We start from the raw sequence: 16,488 nt of genomic DNA, 5'->3' as shown, positions 1-16,488 counted from the left end.
CCCTGAGCGGCTTTGCCGCTTCCCCCTCTCTCTTCGGGAGGGGGACGACGCCCTCTGCTAGGCGCCCCCGCCGCGAGGCGGCTCTTGCTTGGCGTCTCTCGCTTGGAGCCGGTGCGAGTTTTGAAGTTTTGTTGATTGGATTGAAGAGAAGCAATGTTCAAGAACACCACCCGTAGAAGCATGGTGCTGAGCGCGGCGGCAGCCGGCGCCAGCCTGGCCCTGCCCGTCCCTGCTCTCGCCCAGGCCAAGGCTCCGTTGGTCGGGCCGCTGGCCCCCAACCCGGCCGAGTTCAGAAAAGCCATGGAGCAGTTCACGGGCGGCAAGCCCGGCCTGGCAGAAGGCCTGCAGCTGGAGGTGCCCGTGCTGGCCGACAACCCCAGCGCCGTGCCCGTCAAGGTCAAGGTGACGCTGCCCATCACCGAGCAGGACTGGTGCGAGGAGATCATTGTGCTGGCCGAGCTCAACCCCTCGCCGCTGACCTGCCGCATGCAGTTCACCGCAGCAGCCGGAACGGCCGAGGCGGCGGTGCGCATACGCCTGTCCCAATCGCAGACTGTTCACGCGCTGGCGCGCATGAAGAGCGGCAAGGTGCTGGTCGCCAAACAGGCGACGACCGTGGCCGCCAGCGGCTGCGGCATGTGAATCTGGCCCCCCCTGAGTCGCTGCGCTCCCTTCCCCTCTGTTGTGTCCCGCTTTGCGTGGCCGAGGGGGACACCGCCCGCGAGGCAGGGCGGCCTTTGCGCGGCGGTTGCTGGCCCAGGCCCACTTCTGGTATGGAGCGTAGCTGCATCCACATTCACGATAGATGCCTGAACTGAAAGGAATTTTGATGAATAAACCACCCCGCGTATGGGTCAGCAATGCCAACCCCAAGAAAGGCGAAGTGCTGCGCGTGCGCGCGCAGATGGAACATGTGATGGAAAGCGGTCTGCGCACCGACCCGGCCACGGGCAAGGTGCGCCCGCGCAATATCGTCAGCCGCTTTGAAGCCAAGCTGGGCAATACCTTGCTGTTTGCCTGGGAGCCAGGTATTTCGATTGCCCAGAACCCTTATATCGAGTTCACCTTTGTGGCGCGCGAAAGCGGCGAGCTGAATATGCAGTGGAAGGACGAGCAAGGCCAGACACTGAGCGCTCAGAAGACGATCAGCGTCGCCTGATCGCGAGAGCCATGAGAAATGGCGCCCCACGCTTGCCCACTACGTGTGGCCGCGGCCCCGGCGTTTTCATCTTGGGGCGGCCCGGCGATGAAAAAGCCCCGCCCGGTTTGCACCGGAGCGGGGCTTTTTTCATGGATGACAGGCCTCAGTTGCCCTGATAGCGGCCGGGGCGATGGCTGATCCACAGGAACATGCTCATGATGACCGCAGCGAGCACCGAATACGCCACACGCTCCAGCGGCACGATGGCCAGCGCCAGCAGCACAACAGTGCAGTCGATCATCATCTGCACCTTGCCGGCGCGAATGCCGTAGCGGTCCTGCAGGTAGAGAGAGACGATGGTGGCTCCGCCCAGGCTGGAATGATGCCGTGCGAGGAACAGGCAACCCGATCCCATGAGCAAGCCCCCAGCCACGGCCGCATAGAGCGGATTCAGATAGTCGATATGGATGAAGCGCGGGCCCACATCGGCCATCAGCGCCAGCATGGCAACCGAGACAAAGGTCTTGATCGTGAACTCCGCGCCCATGCGCTTCCAGGCAAACCAGTAGAACGGCAGATTGATGACGAAGAAAATGGCGCCGAAAGGCAGTCCCGTCACATAGTGCAGCAAAAAGGCCACGCCCGCCGTGCTGCCCGTGAGCAGTCCCGCCTGCGCAAACAGCATCATGGTGATGGAGACAAACAGCGAGCCCGTGAACAGGGCCTGCGCGTCCTCGAAGCGGCCATGGCGCAGGCCCGAAGTGGCCGGTGCAGCAGCAGCGGGGGCATCCATGCGGCCGGCCAGAGCAGAACTGGCCGAAGAAGATAGCGGTGTCGACATGTCGGGTAAGACAGCAAGATTGATGCCCATGATCTCGATAAAGACCGGGACGAGCCGGTGCGGATAACACCGGGAAACCCCTTAATTTTACGGATGGACTCATGCTGCATGCACATGATTTGCTGCAACGCAACAAATCCCGAAGGGGAATTTCAGGCGCAATTCCGTCGAATATTTCAAGCTTTTTGGCTTCCATCGCTTACCGGTAAAGCGCTAAAAGCTATTAATTCAGAAGCATCTCGACTCCCCCGCCACCACAGCATTCAGGCCCTCTCCAGACCAGAGGCAAAAAAGCCCTGTCTGCACCATCGCAAACAGGGCTTTGAAGAGATCTGGTGGCTTTGCAGGCGATCAGCCGCGCGGCTCGTCGGGCAGACGTTCGCGGTTGAGCGTGCGCAGCACCCGGCCATCGGCGCCAAAGGTCACCGTGAACTGCATCTCGCGCGTGGGCGGATCGATGTAGTTCCAGTCCCAGTCGGTTTCCTGCTTGAGCTTGTAAGTCATCATCTTGGCAGGCTTGCCCAGCATGCGGCGCACCTCGTTTTCCTCCATGCCGGGCACGATCTTGGCAAACACATGCGGGGCCAGCACCTGGCGCAGCGCGCTCATCTTGCCGTCAGTGTCTATGGTGATCATGTAGTTCCTGGCACCGGCCGGCTGACGGTTGTACTCGAAGGTTCGCGAGCCGTCTTCCTCGTTCCAGATGCGTTCGGGCTCGCCAAACTTCGCGCGCACATCGGCCTCGGTGGACAGGCCCTCCTCCAGCTCCTTGATCTTCTGCTCGTCGCAACCCAGCAATGCCAGAGTGCTGATCGCAGCCGCCGCCAGGGCCGCTGTCACACGGGAAAAAATATTCATGGGCTTGAATCACAATGCTTGCCAGACAGAATGCGAATTCTGACAGCAAGCCACCCGCGCACGCGCGCCACTTTTGCAAACGCTTGTCAAAACGGAGCTATCCCCAGTGAGCACAACCATAGAGCAGCTGTTTTCCCAATTCACCAGCGCCGCACAGGCGGCCCAGGATCAGCAGGACAAATGGCTGATCATCGATCCCGTCTACGAGCACCTCGAAACACTGCAAGATGCCGCACTGGAGCAGGTTCTGCCGCATATCTTGACGCTGATCGAAACCTATCCCGAACTGGACTATGGCGGCCCAGGTCCGTTCGGCAGCCTGATCGAGGAGCACCCCATGGCCGCCTACACCCCGGCCTTGCTGGCGTCGCTGGAACGTCAACCCAGCGTGCAGGTGATAGGCTGGCTGGACCGCACCATGCGCGTGGACGAGGATTTCCAGCGCAATGACCCGAACCCGGTTGGAGCCACCGAATTTGCCGCTGTGCTGCGCAAGATCGTCGATTCGCCGCTGGCCTCGGACGACTGCAAGGAGTTCGCGCAGATCTGTCTCAAGGATCTATAAGAACGAGCTTGCGATCTCCTCGCGCCGCGACAGAGGGCTTTACGGGATGGAATGCCAGGGGGCGGCCCCGCGCGCGCGATACCGTAGCAATAGCCGTGCTATTGCGAGGATTTGCGCGGCCGGCGAGGCAACGCCGCATACCGCCCCTGACCGGGCGCCCGCAAAGACACTGTCCCGCAGGGTTGGCGCGAAATCGGACGATTTCTGCACTCTGTCTCTTGCTTGCACCCCGGTGCAAGCGGCGAGCCATCGCTTCGAACTCATCCCGATTGCGCTCCAACGCGGCTGCGTAGAGATCGCAAGCACGTTCTAATAGCCCGGAACGGGCCTGGCGTCCGCGACGGGCTAAAATCCGCTGTTCTGAGAGGTTTTACACATATGTCTTTCTTCCGTCGCCCCGACTACCGTTCCGACACCACCAACTTCATCAACGACCTGAAGCAGCAAAAGCCCGAGCTGGACAAGCAACAGCAAGCCGGTCGCGCCCTGCTGTGGGACAAGGACGTGAACTATGAAGTCTGGGAAGATCTGCGCGCCGGTCGCGTGGAACAACAGCCCTACGTGTACCAGACCAACCACTCCTGATCTTTTCGATGAAATCAGCCTCAAGCGCTTACTCATCAAGCGCGCTCAGCTCTGCAATCCATAGCAGACCATGAGCGAGGCTGAAGAACAGACCCTGTTGCCGGGCCAGAACCCGGACGCTTCTGATCCGTCGCCTTCGGTCGTCGATCAGGTGGCCCTGGCACGCCTGTATGGCGAGCCGCTGTTTGCGCTGCCCCAGGATCTCTATATCCCGCCCGATGCGCTGGAAGTCTTTCTCGAAGCCTTTGAAGGCCCGCTGGACTTGCTGCTCTACCTGATCCGCAAGCAGAACTTCAACATCCTCGACATCCCCATGCTGGACGTGACGCGCCAGTACATGACCTATGTGGACGAGGTGCGCAGCCGCAATCTGGAGCTGGCAGCCGAATATCTGCTGATGGCGGCCATGCTCATCGAGATCAAATCGCGCATGCTGCTGCCGCCCAAGAAGCAGGAGGACGGCGAGGAAGCCGAGGATCCGCGCGCCGAGCTGGTGCGCCGCCTGCTCGAATACGAGCAGATGAAGCTGGCCGCCCAGCAACTGGGACAGCTGCCCACCTACGGGCGCGACTTTCTCAAGGCCACGGTCTATATCGAGCAAAGCCTGCAACCGCGCTTTCCGGATGTGGAAATCGGCGAGTTGCAAGCCGCCTGGCGCGACATCCTCAAGCGCGCCAAGCTGGTGCAAAGCCACAAGATCACGCGTGAAGAGCTGTCGGTGCGCGAGTACATGAGCCAGATCCTCAAGCAGTTGCAGGGTCAGCGTTTTGTGGAGTTCGAGCGCATCTTCAATCCGGAAAAAGGCTCGACCGTGCTGGTCGTCACCTTTATCGCCATGCTGGAGCTGGCCAAGGAAACGCTGATCGAAATCACCCAGGCCGAAGCCTACGCGCCCATTTATGTGCGCCTGGCCTATACCCCGGTGTGAGGCCGGAGAACAGTTGCAGGGCCTCGGCCTTGTAACCCTATGGCCCACCAGAAGTTCAGCAAGGGCTTACATTCGCATCCTGGGCTGCAGCACGCCAGCCTCCTGTTCCACCGCGCCTTGACGCGACACACACGACATGACATATAGCGTCAAAGAAATTTTCTACACCTTGCAAGGCGAAGGCGGCCAGGCCGGCATGCCCGCCGTGTTCTGCCGCTTTGCGGGCTGCAATCTGTGGACTGGCCGCGAGCAGGACAGACCCAAGGCCATCTGCCAGTTCTGCGACACCGATTTTGTCGGCACCGACGGCACGCTGGGCGGCAAGTTCACCACGGCCGATGAACTGGCCGAGCGCATTCTGGGCCAGTGGCCAGCCGATGACAGCCGACACCGCATGGTGGTGTTGACGGGCGGCGAGCCTTTGCTGCAGGTCGACCAGGCCCTGATCGCAGCCCTGCATGCGCGCGGTTTTCGTATCTCGGTGGAAAGCAACGGCACGGTGACCGCACCCGAAGGCATAGACTGGCTGTGCATCAGCCCCAAGGCCGGTGCGGACTGGATTCAGCGCAGCGGGCAGGAGCTCAAGCTGGTCTGGCCTCAGCCCACGTTCGATCTGGCGGCCATTGAAGCCAGCACCGAGTTCCAGCACTATTTTCTGCAGCCCATGGACAACGCCCAGCAGAGCAGCAATATTGCCGCCTGTATCGCGCAATGCATGCAGCGCCCCGGCTGGCGCCTGAGCCTGCAAACCCACAAGCTCACGGGAATTAGATGACCCCCCTGAGTCGCTTCGCGCCTTCCCCCGGGGGACGACGGCCTTTGCTGCGGGGCGGCCCTTGCTGGCCGTCCGCCATGGGGTCCGTTCCCAACTCAAAGGCAGAAGGCAATGCTCAGAGTCACCGATCACTGATATGCAGTTCACCGTTCACCAGCGTTTTTTCTTCGATGCCGCCCATACTCTGGAGCGGGCTATCGAGACCGAGAGCAGCCGCCGCATTCACGGCCATACTTACTGGGCGGAAGTCAGCGTGAGAGGCCCGCGCAATCCGGACAACGGCATGGTCATCGACCTCGGCCACCTGCGCGCGCGCCTGGAGTTGCTGCGCGATCAGCTAGACCATCACTTTCTCGATGAAGTGCCGGGCCTGGGCAAGCCCACGCTGGAAAACCTCTGTCTCTTCATCGCCAATGCCCTGGCCGACCTCGAGCCTGCGCCCAGCCGCATCCGCGTCTGGCGCGACAGCATCGGCGACGGCTGCGTGCTCGATCTGTCCTGAAGACAGCCACCGCATAGGCCCCGAAACAAACCCAAAAAAAGGCCCCGCTATTGCGGGGCCAGCTTGCTGAGAGTCAGACGGCTTCCCCACCAGGAGGCCTAACTCGGCAAGATCATCAGACAGCAGAGTGCGGCAGCCGCCGCAACTCTTTGCTGCCCATGCTCTTAGAAATTGTGGCGCAGGCCGATTTCGTAGCCCGTCAGGCTCTTGCCCACAGCGGGTGTAGGGCTCAGCGACGAACCCAGCTTGCGGGAAGCCTTGTCGTCGTTGCTCATGCGTGCCACGGCCGCATAGATTTCGGTGCGCTTGGACAGCTTGTAGCCATAGCCCAGGGCCAGACGCTGGGAGTCCGCATCGCTTTGCTTCTTGTCCTTGTACCAGGTGTAGGCAGCGCGCAGTTCGCCGGCGCCCAGAGGCATCTTCATGCCCAGGCTGTACAGATCGACACGCTTGCCGTTGCCGCGGTCGGACGCGATCAGCAACATAGGAGTGACAACGCCGAAGTTGTAGGAAGCACCCAGATTCATGGTCTTGTAGTCCACGCCAGCGGCAGCCGTGCCGCCGCGGGCGATGCCGTAGGCTGCGGCAACGTTCAGAGGACCGTTGGCATAGCCCAGACGCAGGCCGGTGGAGCTGGCCAGGCTGTGGTCGTCGGCCTGCTCGCCAAAGCTGTGGGTCAGCTGACCGTAGACGCCACCCAGCTTGGGCAGCAGATAGCTGATGGCATTGGAGTTGCGCTTGGGGTTGGAGCCTTCGGAGGTGCCTGCAGCCGAGCCGCTGATCAGGTTGTGGCCGTTGATGGCGCCCATGCCGGTGTCACCGAAGGCATGAAAGGTCTCCAGGTTCTGGTAGGCGGGGGTCTTGTCGCGACCCAGGCGGACTTCACCGAAGTTGCCCAGCAGGCTGACGGTGGAGCGGCGATCGAATTTGAAGCCGGAAGCCGTGCCGTCGTCCACGCCCAGGCTGCCTTCCAGCCAGAAATCGGCCTTCAGGCCGCCGCCCAGATCTTCCACGCCGCGAAAGCCCAGACGGCTGCTGGAGTTGCCGCCGTTGGCCAGGCCGGAAACGCTTTTGCCGGTCGTGGAGATGTGGGCCACCGACACGTCGGCCACGCCAAAGACGGTCACGCTGGATTGAGCCAGGGCACCGGCGGAAACGGTCAGGGCGGCAAGGGCGAGAAGAGTTCGTTTCATGCTGTTCACTTGTTTGTAGAAATGAGAAAGCCCATGCAGTACGGAGATGGCCTGCCTTGGACGGGCCCCGTCTGGGACTGAAGTCATTAAACAAAGTGAAAATGAAACATTAGTTACAACCCTTAAATTCTCAACAAAACAACAATCTCAACCACAATCGTCACATCGTCCTACATCAGCGGTTGGCAGAACTATCGACATCGAGAATGCGCAGGCGCCGCATTTCCCTGTCAATGCCCTCAATGAACTACATGGGTTTTACCGATCGCATTTAGACTTGCGTGATTTTTCGCAAGCACAGGCCTGCCCCATTCCAGCAACGCGCAAAGCGCCCCAGAGAGACAACCATGTTCCGCACCCTGCTCAAATCCAAGATCCACCGCGTCAAGACCACGCAATGCGAGCTGCACTACGAAGGCTCCTGCGCCATCGACGAGGATCTGCTGGATGCCGCCAACATTGCTGAAAACGAACAGGTCCATATCTGGAATATCGACAACGGAGAGCGCTTCGTGACCTATGCCATCAAGGGCGAGCGCGGCTCGGGCATGATTTCCGTCAACGGTTCGGCTGCCCGCCGCGCCAGCGTGGGCGATCTGCTCATCATTGCCGCCTTCGCCCAGGTTCATGAAAGCGATGTGGCCGAGCACCAGCCCCAGCTGGTCTTTGTGGACGACAGCAACAAACAGGTCGAGCTGCGCCACAAAGTGCCCACCCAGATGCTGTAAAAACGGCTTTTGCCTCCAACACCGAGCGAGAGAACTCCATGCCTCATCTGCATATTGAATACACCGACAACCTGACCGGCCTGAACGAGCGCGAGCTGATGCGCGACATCAACGCAGTGGTCTGCTCCCATCCCTCCGTTCTCGATGAAGCCGATGTGAAGGCCCGTATTGCCCGCCTGAACATGGACCATGTCTATATCGGCACCCAGCCCGAAAAGCGCGGCTTTGTCCATGTACACCTGCAGCTGATGGCAGGCCGCAGCACCGAAGCCAAGAAGCAGATGTCGGACGGCATTGCCGAAGTCCTGCGCCGCCTCGTGCCCCAGCCTGCCGATGTGATGGTGCAGCTGAGCGTGGACGTATCCGATATGGACAAGGCCACCTACTTCAAGGGTCGCCTCTAAGTCCTTCACGACTCCCGCAACAGCGCCCGCAGCCCATGCTTGCGGGCGTTGCTGTTTCAGGGACATCGGCCTGAATAAAAATCGCCTTGCCTTCTCCAAAGGCACAAACAGCTCTTGAATCATGAGCAGACCTGACTCTCGCCCCCGCTGCCCCCACTGTCACCGAGCACTGCGCACCTGCATCTGCTCGCTGGCCCAGGCGGTCGCGCATCAGGCCGAAGTGCTGATCCTCATGCATCCCATGGAAGTGCATGAAGCCAAGGGCACGGGGCATTTGCTGCATCTGTGTCTGCCGCATAGCCGGGTGATGGTGGGCGAGGAATTCGATGCCGCCGAGCTGGAAGCCGCTCTCCATGGAAGCTGGACCAGTTGGGCCGATACCGATGGTGCGCCACGCCACAGCCTGCTGCTCTACCCCGATACCGCAGAGCAGGATGCCGCCCTGGAGCTGGCTGCGGCCAGCCCCCTACCCTTGCCCTGGCCGCAGCCGCCAGAGCGCCTTCGGCTGGTGGTCATCGACGGCACCTGGCGCAAAAGCCGCAAGATGCTCTATCTCAATCCTGCTCTGCAAGCCCTGCCGCGCCTGCCCCTCCAAAATGTGGAGGACTCCGGTTACGCCATCCGCAAGGCCCATCTGCCAGGGCAGCTCTCCAGCTTCGAGGCAGCGGCCCAGGCCCTGGCACAGCTGCACAACTGGACAGCAGATGGGTCAGCCAATGCAACACTGCATGAAGTCTTCAAGCAGTTTGTGACGCAGCAACTGCAGCTGCGCCAACGCAATCAGGCGCCCCAAAGGAGCGCCTGATGTTCAGCCGTCAAACGGCTTTCGACTCAGCGGTTGTTGACCACCTGCTCAGGCACATCGGCAGGCTTGGCAGGATCAGTCACCACCAGAGCGGGGCCGCTGCGCTCGCTCTTGCCGCGCTTGCGCTCTGCTGCCCCGTCGTCGGCGCTCAGGCTGTCGCGGGTGTTTTTCTGCACGGCAATCGCACCGAACAGAGCCAGTGCAAAAGCCATGGCATAGAACCCTTTTTCGCTGAGTTGCAACGTGGCGTTGAAGAGACCTGTGCCCAGAAGCAGCACCGCGATGATCAGCGCCACCCAGCTGATGCCGTAGTAAATGCCGGTCACGGCAACGCCTTCGAGCTTGTCGCGCACGGTTTTCTGCAGCGAGATGGCCGAGTACAGGCCCAGCACCAGCACGGCAAAGTAAAAGCCTTTCTCGTTGAGCTGCATGGCTGCATTCCACAGCCCGGCCATGAAGGCTACGACACCCAGCAGCAAGGCGGCCCAGGATGCGCCGACAAAGGCGGTTGAAGGCTTGTGGCTGGTGACAGCTTGAGAGTTCATGAGCTTGTCTCGAAAGTTGTGGTGAACGGATAGTAGAAAATCCATTCTCTCAAGCCAAGAGTTTCTTCACAAGGTATCGCCAAAAGATACCCAAGGAGCTGTTTCACTCATCAGCCACTGGCTTGCCTGAACCGCCCCGGCTACGACCCCCGGCGGCAGCGGCTTCATCCCGAGCACGGCCATCTGCCGCTTCATGCGCTGCAGTTGCCCTAAGCATAGGCCTGCGTGAGCGCAACAACCGGGCGCGCAGGCGCTAATCCTCATCCTCGACTTCATCTCCATCCATGGCGGCATTGAGCTCCTCCTGGACATGGGGCGGCATGCCGTCTTCCCAGCCGTGCTCGTCGACATAGGCATAGATATCGGGTTGCTCGCCGGGCACGGCCTGCAGCATGATGGCCGGAATCTGCCATTTGGCTTCATCGCCCTTGACGGCTTCGCTGGTCCAGTCATAGCCAGGATGCTTTTCATTGCCCGTGGGCGAAGCCAGATCGTTGGCCGGATCCCAGCCAATGGTGGCCGGAGCAAGATTGCCCTGTTCAAAGCGCTGGCTCAGCGCCTGCACACGGGCCCAGCCTGAGCGGTTGATGCTGGGAACCTTGTCCTGCGAAGCATAGTGCTGGAAGTAGCCCGGCTGCTGATACCAGTACAAGGCCTTGGCAACGGCCGGCTCCAGCTTGGGATGCTTGCTGATCCAGTCGGGCAACGCACTGCCGTTGTCGTAGTTCATGGTGGTGACCACGGCCAGCCACTGAAGGGGCGTGGCAGTGGCCAGGAATTCCTTCATCAGGTCCAGATACAGGGCATCAAAGTCGTCGTCATCCATGGCTGAGACTCCTCCAGGTTGCTTACATCCGCACGATAACAAACCAGGCCTAGGCGATCAAACGAGCATCCAGCCAGCCACGCAGGCTATTGATAAAGGCCCAGCCGCTGGCATGGCTTGCCTCTTGCAGCGTCACCACCTGCTCTGTCAGCCGGCCTTGGGACAGGGCCAGTGCCCGCCCCACGCCCGGCAGCAGCCCGCATTGCAGCGGCGGGGTGACCCAGCGCCCATCGAGCTGCACGGCAATATTGCCGCGCGTGCCTTCGGTGATCTGACCGTCCTCGTTGAAAAGCACGATATCGAAAATGCCGGCGCTCTGGGGCTTGAAAGCGTCGTAATGCTGACGTACCGAGGTTTTGAAACGCACCACATCGCTATGCGCCACCGCGCTTGCAATGGGTTGATGCGCCAGCTGCAGCGCCACCGGCTGGACCGTGGGCGGCAAGGGCTCGGCCGTGATCTGCACTTCACCGGTGATCGAAAGCGCCAGCCGCACGCGCCAGTCGCCCATGGCATGAGTCTGCCTGGCCATGCGCTCCATATCGGACTCCAGCTGCATCTGCATCAAGGGATAGCGAAAATGCTGCGCAGTGATCTGCAGGCGCGCCCAATGCAAGGCCCAGTTCTGCCAGCGGCCATCCTTGAGCGCCAGGGTTTCGAGGATCTCAAGATTCGTGTTCATGCTCCAACACCTTGCTCAAGCACCTTCAGAAAAGCCTGCTTGTGTTGCCATTCCATCCATTCATCGGCCGCATTGGCGCTGGCCGTGATACCGCTGCCTACGCCGCAGCTCAGGCGCCCATTCCTGAGCACCACGGTGCGAATGGGAACATTGAAAGTTGCGTGAATACTCCCCGGCTTGGCCCCGGGTCGCACCACGCCCAGCGCACCGCAATAGACGCCACGAGGCTCGGGCTCCAGCTCGCGAATCAGGCGCATGGCCTGGCGCTTGGGCGCCCCGGTGATCGAGCCGCAAGGGAACAGCGCCCCGAATACATCCACCAGCCGCACATCCGGGCGCGTGCGTGCCACCACATCCGAGGTCATCTGCCAGACGGCCGGCAGTGCCTGGACCTGAAACAGCTGTGGCACTTTCACGCTGTGCGGCACGGCTATGCGTGACAGATCGTTGCGCAGCAAGTCCACGATCATCACGTTCTCGGCCCGCTCCTTGGCCGACTCGCGCATGGTTTGCGCGGCCTTCGCATCGGCTTCGGGGGTCCTGCCGCGCGCCGCCGTGCCCTTCATGGGGCGGGTCAGAATCCGCTCGCCGTCCCAGTCGAAAAACAACTCCGGGGACAGCGACAGCACCTGCATGTCGCCGCAATCGACCAATGCTGCATAGCCTCCGGGCTGGGCCCGCTGCAGCCTTGCAAACAGCTCTTGAGCCAGGGCGGAAGTGTCGGACTCTTTCTCACCCGATAGCTCTGCAGTCAAGGGGGCCGTGTAATTGATCTGATAGCAGTCGCCCGCAGCGATGGCCGCATGAATGCGCGCCACATGGGCATCGAACTGTTCGCGGCTCAGAGCCGTCTGCCAATGTATTGCCGCAGAAGGCACGGGCGAGTTCTGCCCGCAGGCCGCCAGCGGCGCGCGATGCAGGCCGAACCAGGCCAGCGGCTGGCCAGCGGAGTTCCTATGCACGGCCTCGGCATAGGCGCGATCAAACCCGCTGGCCGCCTCATAGGCCAGCCAGCCCACGCACCACAGGCCTTGCTCGGCGGCCTGCTGCACGACTTCCAGCACGGCAGGCACATCCTCGGGAGCATGGGCTTGCAATATGCGCTCGGGCTCGTCAAAGCCATGCTGCAAACGGGCAGCACCCGTCTGCCAGGGAGCGGTGAAATCAAGAACGGTTTTCAAGTCAGATCACCTGCAAGCACACTATCAATATGCGCCGAATGCTATCAAACTTGCTATATCCATCAGCCTGGCATTGCCGGCATAAAAAAAACGCGCTGAAGGAATCCCTCAGCGCGCATCCACCAATGGGCCACCTCTGTCGGATGGCTAAGAGAGAACTCTGTTACTTGCCGCCCAGCTGCGACTGGTACTTGGCCACGGCAGCCGTGTAGGCGGGGCTGGCCAGCAGACGCTGGTATTCGGCATAAGCCTTGCGGTACTCGGTGCTGAATTCTGTTTCGACATAAGCCGCAGGCGTGGGCATATAGCCCAGACCTGCACGCTGGTACATCTCAAGGTCGGCCATCACTTCGGCACGACTTTTGCTGGCGGTTACGGAAGTTTGGGGGAGGTCTTGAGCCATGGCAACCGCGGCGCTGGCGGTCAGCACAGCTGCGGTCAACAAACGGGTGAGGGAGCGCATTTTCAATCCTTTCAACGGCGCAGCAGCGGAAAGAAGACCTGCCGCGTACTGCACGACTGAACTATGCGCCCTGCCCCCACGGGCCGTCTGTGCGTTTTCTCACGCAAAAAATCATTTCACATTGCGAAATCAATGCGCTTCTTCGAGCAGCAGCCGCAGGCCATCGACGCGGCAAAGACGCAGATTGCGCCCTTCACGTCTGAGCAGGCCCAGGCGCGTGAGCCGCGACATCTCGCGTGCGACTTCTTCGCGGCTGGTGCCTAGCATCAAGGCCAGATCGTTCTGGCGTGGAGCCGGCGACAGCAGGGCCTCGTCGTTCTCGATTCCCGCCATCTCGGCCCGCTCCAGCAACTGGGCATGCAGGCGGCCCCGCACCGTGAGGGTTCCCAGGCTGACCACACGCCGCGCCAGCACCCCGGCCAGCTCGCTGAGCCGCTGGACCACGGCCCGCATGACCAGAACATCGCTCATGATCAATGCTTCGAGTTCTGCACTGGAAAGCGATGCCACCAGGCTTTCATGCGTGGCCTGCACCTGCACGGACACATGCCTGACCAGAGGCTTGGGCGCGAAAGCACCAAAAAAGAAACCGGGCTCCAGATAACCCAGAATCATGGCCCGCCCGCTGGTGCTGTAGCTGCCGACACTGAGCTGGCCGTTGATCAGCATGTACATGCGCTCATCGGTATAGGCCCCGTGCAGCACCTGTCCCGACTCCAGCCGGTGCCAAAGGCATTGCCCCGCCAGCACGGACAGCCTCTCGTCGGAAAGCGACTCCAGCCAGCTCACGTTGCGCAGCCCCTGCCAGGCAACGGCTGACACAGGCGCTGAAACCGAGGGCTGCGGGGACTCGAGCATGGACATGAACCACCTTGTGCAAAAAGAAATGGAAGGCCGCTGAACGCAGGGCCATGCAATGTATGGGCCACACAGCATAGTAAGGTGGCCGACAGCAGCCATACCCTTTTTTAACGTGGCGCTGCAGCGCAGCATCGCATAGACTCGCGGGCAAATTTGCCTGCAGGCTTTTCTGCGGGGCCCAGCCATAGACAAGACCAGGAGACATCCCATGACCGCAACCGGCACGCCTTACGGCACCATCCCCCCCTCTTCGCCCCAGCCCCAGCGCCGCCCCGTCAGCCTGCCGCGCCTGGCTCAGATGCGCGCGGCCGGTGAAAAAATCACCATGCTGACGGCCTATGACGCCACTTTTGCCGCCGTGGCCGACGCGGCCGGGGTGGAGTGCATCCTGGTCGGCGACTCGCTGGGCATGGTCTGCCAGGGCCTACACAGCACCGTGGGCGTGACGCTTCAGGATATGGCCTATCACACGGCCAGCGTCACGCGCGGCCTGCATCGCGCCCAGGCCACAGCCTGGGTGATTGCCGACATGCCCTACGGCAGCTATGCCGAAAGTCCCGAACAGGCCATGCGCAGCGCCTGCCAGCTGATGCAGGCCGGCGCCCATATGGTCAAGCTCGAAGGCGGTGGCTGGACCGCACCCACCGTGCGCTTTCTCGTCGATCGCGGCGTGCCCGTCTGCGCCCACCTGGGACTGACGCCGCAGACCGTGCATGCACTGGGCGGCTACCGCGTCCAGGGCAAGGACGAGCAGGCCGCCGCTACGCTGCGCCAGCATGCGCTGGAGTTGCAGGACGCCGGGGCCGCCATGCTGGTGCTGGAGATGGTGCCCGCAGCCCTGTCCGCCCAACTGACCGAAGAGCTGCCGCTGTGCCACACCATAGGCATTGGCGCGGGCAATGGCACGGCCGGCCAGGTTCTGGTGCTGCACGACATGCTGGGCGTGAACCTGGGCAAGATGGCCAGGTTCGTGCACAACTTCATGGCTGATGCAGGCAGCGTCAAGGGCGCCATGGAAGCCTATGTGCAGGCCGTCAAGAATGGCAGCTTCCCCGACAATGCCCTGCACGCCTGGTGAGTCCGGGCTTTTGTTTTTGTTTTCCCCCACTGTTTGAGTCATGCAAATCGTTCACACCATCGCCGACCTGCGCGCCGCCCTGGCCGGTCGCGGCCGCCCTGCTTTTGTGCCCACCATGGGCAATCTGCACGAAGGCCATCTCTCCCTGGTGCGCCAGGCCCGCCAGCATGGCGATGTGACCGTGGCCAGCATCTTCGTGAACCGCCTGCAGTTTCTGCCTCACGAAGATTTCGACAGCTACCCGCGCACCTTCGATGCCGACTGCGCCAAGCTGGAAGCCGAGGGCTGCGACATCGTCTTCGCCCCCAGGGAGAAAGACCTCTACCCCGAGCCGCAGACCTTCAAGGTCCAGCCCGATGCGCAGCTGGCCGACATTCTGGAAGGGCACTTCCGCCCCGGCTTCTTCACCGGCGTCTGCACCGTGGTCATGAAGCTGTTCCAGGCCGTGTTTGCCACCACGGGCGGCGGCACGGCCGTTTTCGGGCAGAAGGACTATCAGCAGTTGATGGTGATCCGCCGCATGGTGCAGCAGTTCGCCCTACCCATAGAGATCATCGGCTGCGCCACGGCACGCGCCGACAGCGGCCTGGCCCTGAGCTCGCGCAACGGCTACCTCAGCGATGAGCAGCGTGTGCAGGCCATGGCGCTGTCGCAGGCGCTCAAGGCACTGGCCGATGCCGCACGCCAGGGCGGCAATCTGGCCGATCTCGAAGCGCAGGCCATGGCCGCGCTGCGCGCCAAGGGCTGGGAGCCCGACTATCTGAGCGTGCGCCAGCGCAGCGATCTGCAGACACCTGTCGATGCGCGCAGCGGCGAGTTGGTGGCCCTGGGCGCGGCACGCCTGGGTAGCACCCGGCTCATAGACAACCTGGAGTTCTAGGCCTTCTTAGGCGCTTTGTGGCGAGGCATGTGGGCAGCGGGCAGCACACCCGCTGCGGCGCGGCCAACCCAGGATCAGGCCCTTGCCTCGTGTCTCTGATTCAGGCCCCGCCAGCGTCAGGCATCAAGACCAATGCAGAGGCGAGTAGCGCTCTCAGCACTGGTAGGAGTCCGTCGATGACCGACCGGGCAGAGGCTGCAGCTCAAGTCCCTGCCCATTGAGCCGGCAGAACAGGCCGCTGCCCATTTCCAGCTCCAGCACAAAATCGGCATCGCTGACAAAAGGCAGGGGCAGGCTGCGCAGGCGCTGACCAGCAATATGCAGCTGCGCTTGCCGGACACGGCCCACGGCGGCCAGGATTCGCGCCAAATCGGCCTCCGGCACTTTGTCAGCCTGCGCAGTTTGCTTGCATATCAATAGCATCGGCTGCCACAGGCCCTCCCCGGCCCCGGCTCGGTCACCGTCAAGCACACGGGCAGCGGAAAAGCGGATCTGCAATGCGCCGTTCTGCAGGCTGATTGCGGCGACCTCGGAATCTTCAAACTCGAAATTCATGGGCCCGAGCATAGCGCTCTGGCACCTTGGCAACAGCGGCCAGGGCCGCTGCCGCGCATACTGTCGGCTACTCCACACAAGAAGGAACGAGG

Annotated in this window: 22 protein-coding genes; 12 read left to right on the top strand and 10 right to left on the bottom strand. The window is 61.9% G+C overall.

The features are described 5' to 3' along the window. Positions 1-153 precede the first annotated feature (153 nt). Positions 154-642, top strand: coding sequence for a thiosulfate oxidation carrier protein SoxY (locus V8Z78_RS17320; RefSeq protein WP_179626774.1), 489 nt, complete (start codon positions 154-156; stop codon positions 640-642). A 187-nt stretch (positions 643-829) separates the two neighbouring features. After that, positions 830-1,159, top strand: coding sequence for a thiosulfate oxidation carrier complex protein SoxZ (soxZ, locus tag V8Z78_RS17315; protein ID WP_003065807.1), 330 nt, complete (start codon positions 830-832; stop codon positions 1,157-1,159). Positions 1,160-1,304: 145 nt separating this feature from the next. On the opposite strand, the gene V8Z78_RS17310 is transcribed toward soxZ, so the two are convergent. Both V8Z78_RS17310 and V8Z78_RS17305 read right to left on the bottom strand, forming a co-directional pair. After that, positions 1,305-2,012, bottom strand: coding sequence for a YitT family protein (locus V8Z78_RS17310; protein WP_003065804.1), 708 nt, complete (start codon positions 2,010-2,012; stop codon positions 1,305-1,307). A 321-nt stretch (positions 2,013-2,333) separates the two neighbouring features. Beyond that, on the bottom strand, positions 2,334-2,840 hold the full coding sequence (locus V8Z78_RS17305; RefSeq protein WP_349731792.1) for an outer membrane protein assembly factor BamE: 507 nt from the start codon (positions 2,838-2,840) through the stop codon (positions 2,334-2,336). A gap of 106 nt (positions 2,841-2,946) precedes the next feature. On the opposite strand from V8Z78_RS17305, the gene V8Z78_RS17300 reads away from it, so the two are divergent. The 5 genes from V8Z78_RS17300 (at position 2,947) to V8Z78_RS17280 (ending at position 6,195) form a co-directional block, all read left to right on the top strand. After that, entirely contained in the window at positions 2,947-3,405 is a 459-nt protein-coding gene (locus tag V8Z78_RS17300) for a hypothetical protein (protein WP_012839635.1), read from the top strand. A gap of 378 nt (positions 3,406-3,783) precedes the next feature. Next, positions 3,784-3,990, top strand: coding sequence for a DUF3460 family protein (locus tag V8Z78_RS17295; protein WP_003051953.1), 207 nt, complete (start codon positions 3,784-3,786; stop codon positions 3,988-3,990). Positions 3,991-4,060: 70 nt separating this feature from the next. Next, positions 4,061-4,918 carry a segregation and condensation protein A gene (locus V8Z78_RS17290; protein WP_003065796.1) on the top strand — a complete coding sequence of 286 codons (858 nt, stop codon included), beginning with the start codon at positions 4,061-4,063 and terminating at the stop codon, positions 4,916-4,918. A 136-nt stretch (positions 4,919-5,054) separates the two neighbouring features. Beyond that, on the top strand, positions 5,055-5,693 hold the full coding sequence (gene queE / locus V8Z78_RS17285) for a 7-carboxy-7-deazaguanine synthase (protein ID WP_003065794.1): 639 nt from the start codon (positions 5,055-5,057) through the stop codon (positions 5,691-5,693). A 136-nt stretch (positions 5,694-5,829) separates the two neighbouring features. Then, positions 5,830-6,195, top strand: a complete 366-nt coding sequence (locus V8Z78_RS17280) for a 6-pyruvoyl trahydropterin synthase family protein (RefSeq protein WP_003065792.1) — start codon at positions 5,830-5,832, stop codon at positions 6,193-6,195. A 164-nt stretch (positions 6,196-6,359) separates the two neighbouring features. Here V8Z78_RS17280 and V8Z78_RS17275 read toward each other — a convergent pair whose 3' ends face one another. Beyond that, complete coding sequence (locus tag V8Z78_RS17275; RefSeq protein WP_349731791.1) at positions 6,360-7,388, bottom strand: porin; 1,029 nt, start codon at positions 7,386-7,388, stop codon at positions 6,360-6,362. A 347-nt stretch (positions 7,389-7,735) separates the two neighbouring features. Between V8Z78_RS17275 and panD the strand changes: the two genes are divergently transcribed. From panD to V8Z78_RS17260, 3 genes are all read left to right on the top strand, one after another. Continuing rightward, positions 7,736-8,116, top strand: a complete 381-nt coding sequence (panD, locus tag V8Z78_RS17270; protein ID WP_003065787.1) for an aspartate 1-decarboxylase — start codon at positions 7,736-7,738, stop codon at positions 8,114-8,116. 38 nt (positions 8,117-8,154) lie between these two features. After that, a complete protein-coding gene (locus tag V8Z78_RS17265) occupies positions 8,155-8,520 on the top strand; it encodes a 5-carboxymethyl-2-hydroxymuconate Delta-isomerase (protein WP_003065785.1) in 366 nt (121 codons plus the stop codon). Positions 8,521-8,641: 121 nt separating this feature from the next. After that, on the top strand, positions 8,642-9,325 hold the full coding sequence (locus V8Z78_RS17260; protein WP_046462223.1) for a tRNA-uridine aminocarboxypropyltransferase: 684 nt from the start codon (positions 8,642-8,644) through the stop codon (positions 9,323-9,325). Between the two features lie 26 nt (positions 9,326-9,351). Here V8Z78_RS17260 and yiaA read toward each other — a convergent pair whose 3' ends face one another. The 6 genes from yiaA to V8Z78_RS17230 form a co-directional block, all read right to left on the bottom strand. Continuing rightward, positions 9,352-9,870, bottom strand: a complete 519-nt coding sequence (gene yiaA / locus V8Z78_RS17255; protein WP_003065781.1) for an inner membrane protein YiaA — start codon at positions 9,868-9,870, stop codon at positions 9,352-9,354. Between the two features lie 253 nt (positions 9,871-10,123). After that, the gene (locus V8Z78_RS17250; protein WP_003065778.1) at positions 10,124-10,696 is read right to left on the bottom strand and encodes a DUF4274 domain-containing protein; all 573 of its coding nucleotides are present in this window, start codon (positions 10,694-10,696) and stop codon (positions 10,124-10,126) included. A 49-nt stretch (positions 10,697-10,745) separates the two neighbouring features. Beyond that, positions 10,746-11,378, bottom strand: coding sequence for an aminotransferase class IV (locus tag V8Z78_RS17245; RefSeq protein ID WP_003065776.1), 633 nt, complete (start codon positions 11,376-11,378; stop codon positions 10,746-10,748). Continuing rightward, complete coding sequence (pabB, locus tag V8Z78_RS17240; protein WP_280042061.1) at positions 11,375-12,559, bottom strand: aminodeoxychorismate synthase component I; 1,185 nt, start codon at positions 12,557-12,559, stop codon at positions 11,375-11,377. The genes V8Z78_RS17245 and pabB overlap by 4 nt, the downstream gene beginning before the upstream one ends. Positions 12,560-12,722: 163 nt before the next feature. Further along, entirely contained in the window at positions 12,723-13,022 is a 300-nt protein-coding gene (locus V8Z78_RS17235) for a DUF4148 domain-containing protein (protein WP_003065771.1), read from the bottom strand. A 129-nt stretch (positions 13,023-13,151) separates the two neighbouring features. Further along, entirely contained in the window at positions 13,152-13,886 is a 735-nt protein-coding gene (locus V8Z78_RS17230) for a Crp/Fnr family transcriptional regulator (protein WP_039049688.1), read from the bottom strand. A 205-nt stretch (positions 13,887-14,091) separates the two neighbouring features. On the opposite strand from V8Z78_RS17230, the gene panB reads away from it, so the two are divergent. After that, the gene (gene panB, locus V8Z78_RS17225) at positions 14,092-14,961 is read left to right on the top strand and encodes a 3-methyl-2-oxobutanoate hydroxymethyltransferase (protein ID WP_003065769.1); all 870 of its coding nucleotides are present in this window, start codon (positions 14,092-14,094) and stop codon (positions 14,959-14,961) included. A 40-nt stretch (positions 14,962-15,001) separates the two neighbouring features. Beyond that, positions 15,002-15,841: a pantoate--beta-alanine ligase gene (panC, locus tag V8Z78_RS17220; protein ID WP_003065767.1), complete on the top strand. Its 840-nt coding sequence runs from the start codon at positions 15,002-15,004 to the stop codon at positions 15,839-15,841. Between the two features lie 153 nt (positions 15,842-15,994). Here the strand turns inward: panC and V8Z78_RS17215 are convergent, their stop codons facing one another. Further along, a complete protein-coding gene (locus V8Z78_RS17215) occupies positions 15,995-16,396 on the bottom strand; it encodes a hypothetical protein (RefSeq protein ID WP_003065765.1) in 402 nt (133 codons plus the stop codon). Positions 16,397-16,488: the final 92 nt, after the last annotated feature.

Source organism: Comamonas sp. wu1-DMT, assembly GCF_040187805.1.
In the GTDB taxonomy this organism is placed as follows: Bacteria; Pseudomonadota; Gammaproteobacteria; order Burkholderiales; family Burkholderiaceae_C; genus Comamonas; species Comamonas thiooxydans.
This window is presented reverse-complemented; position numbering and strand designations above follow the sequence as displayed.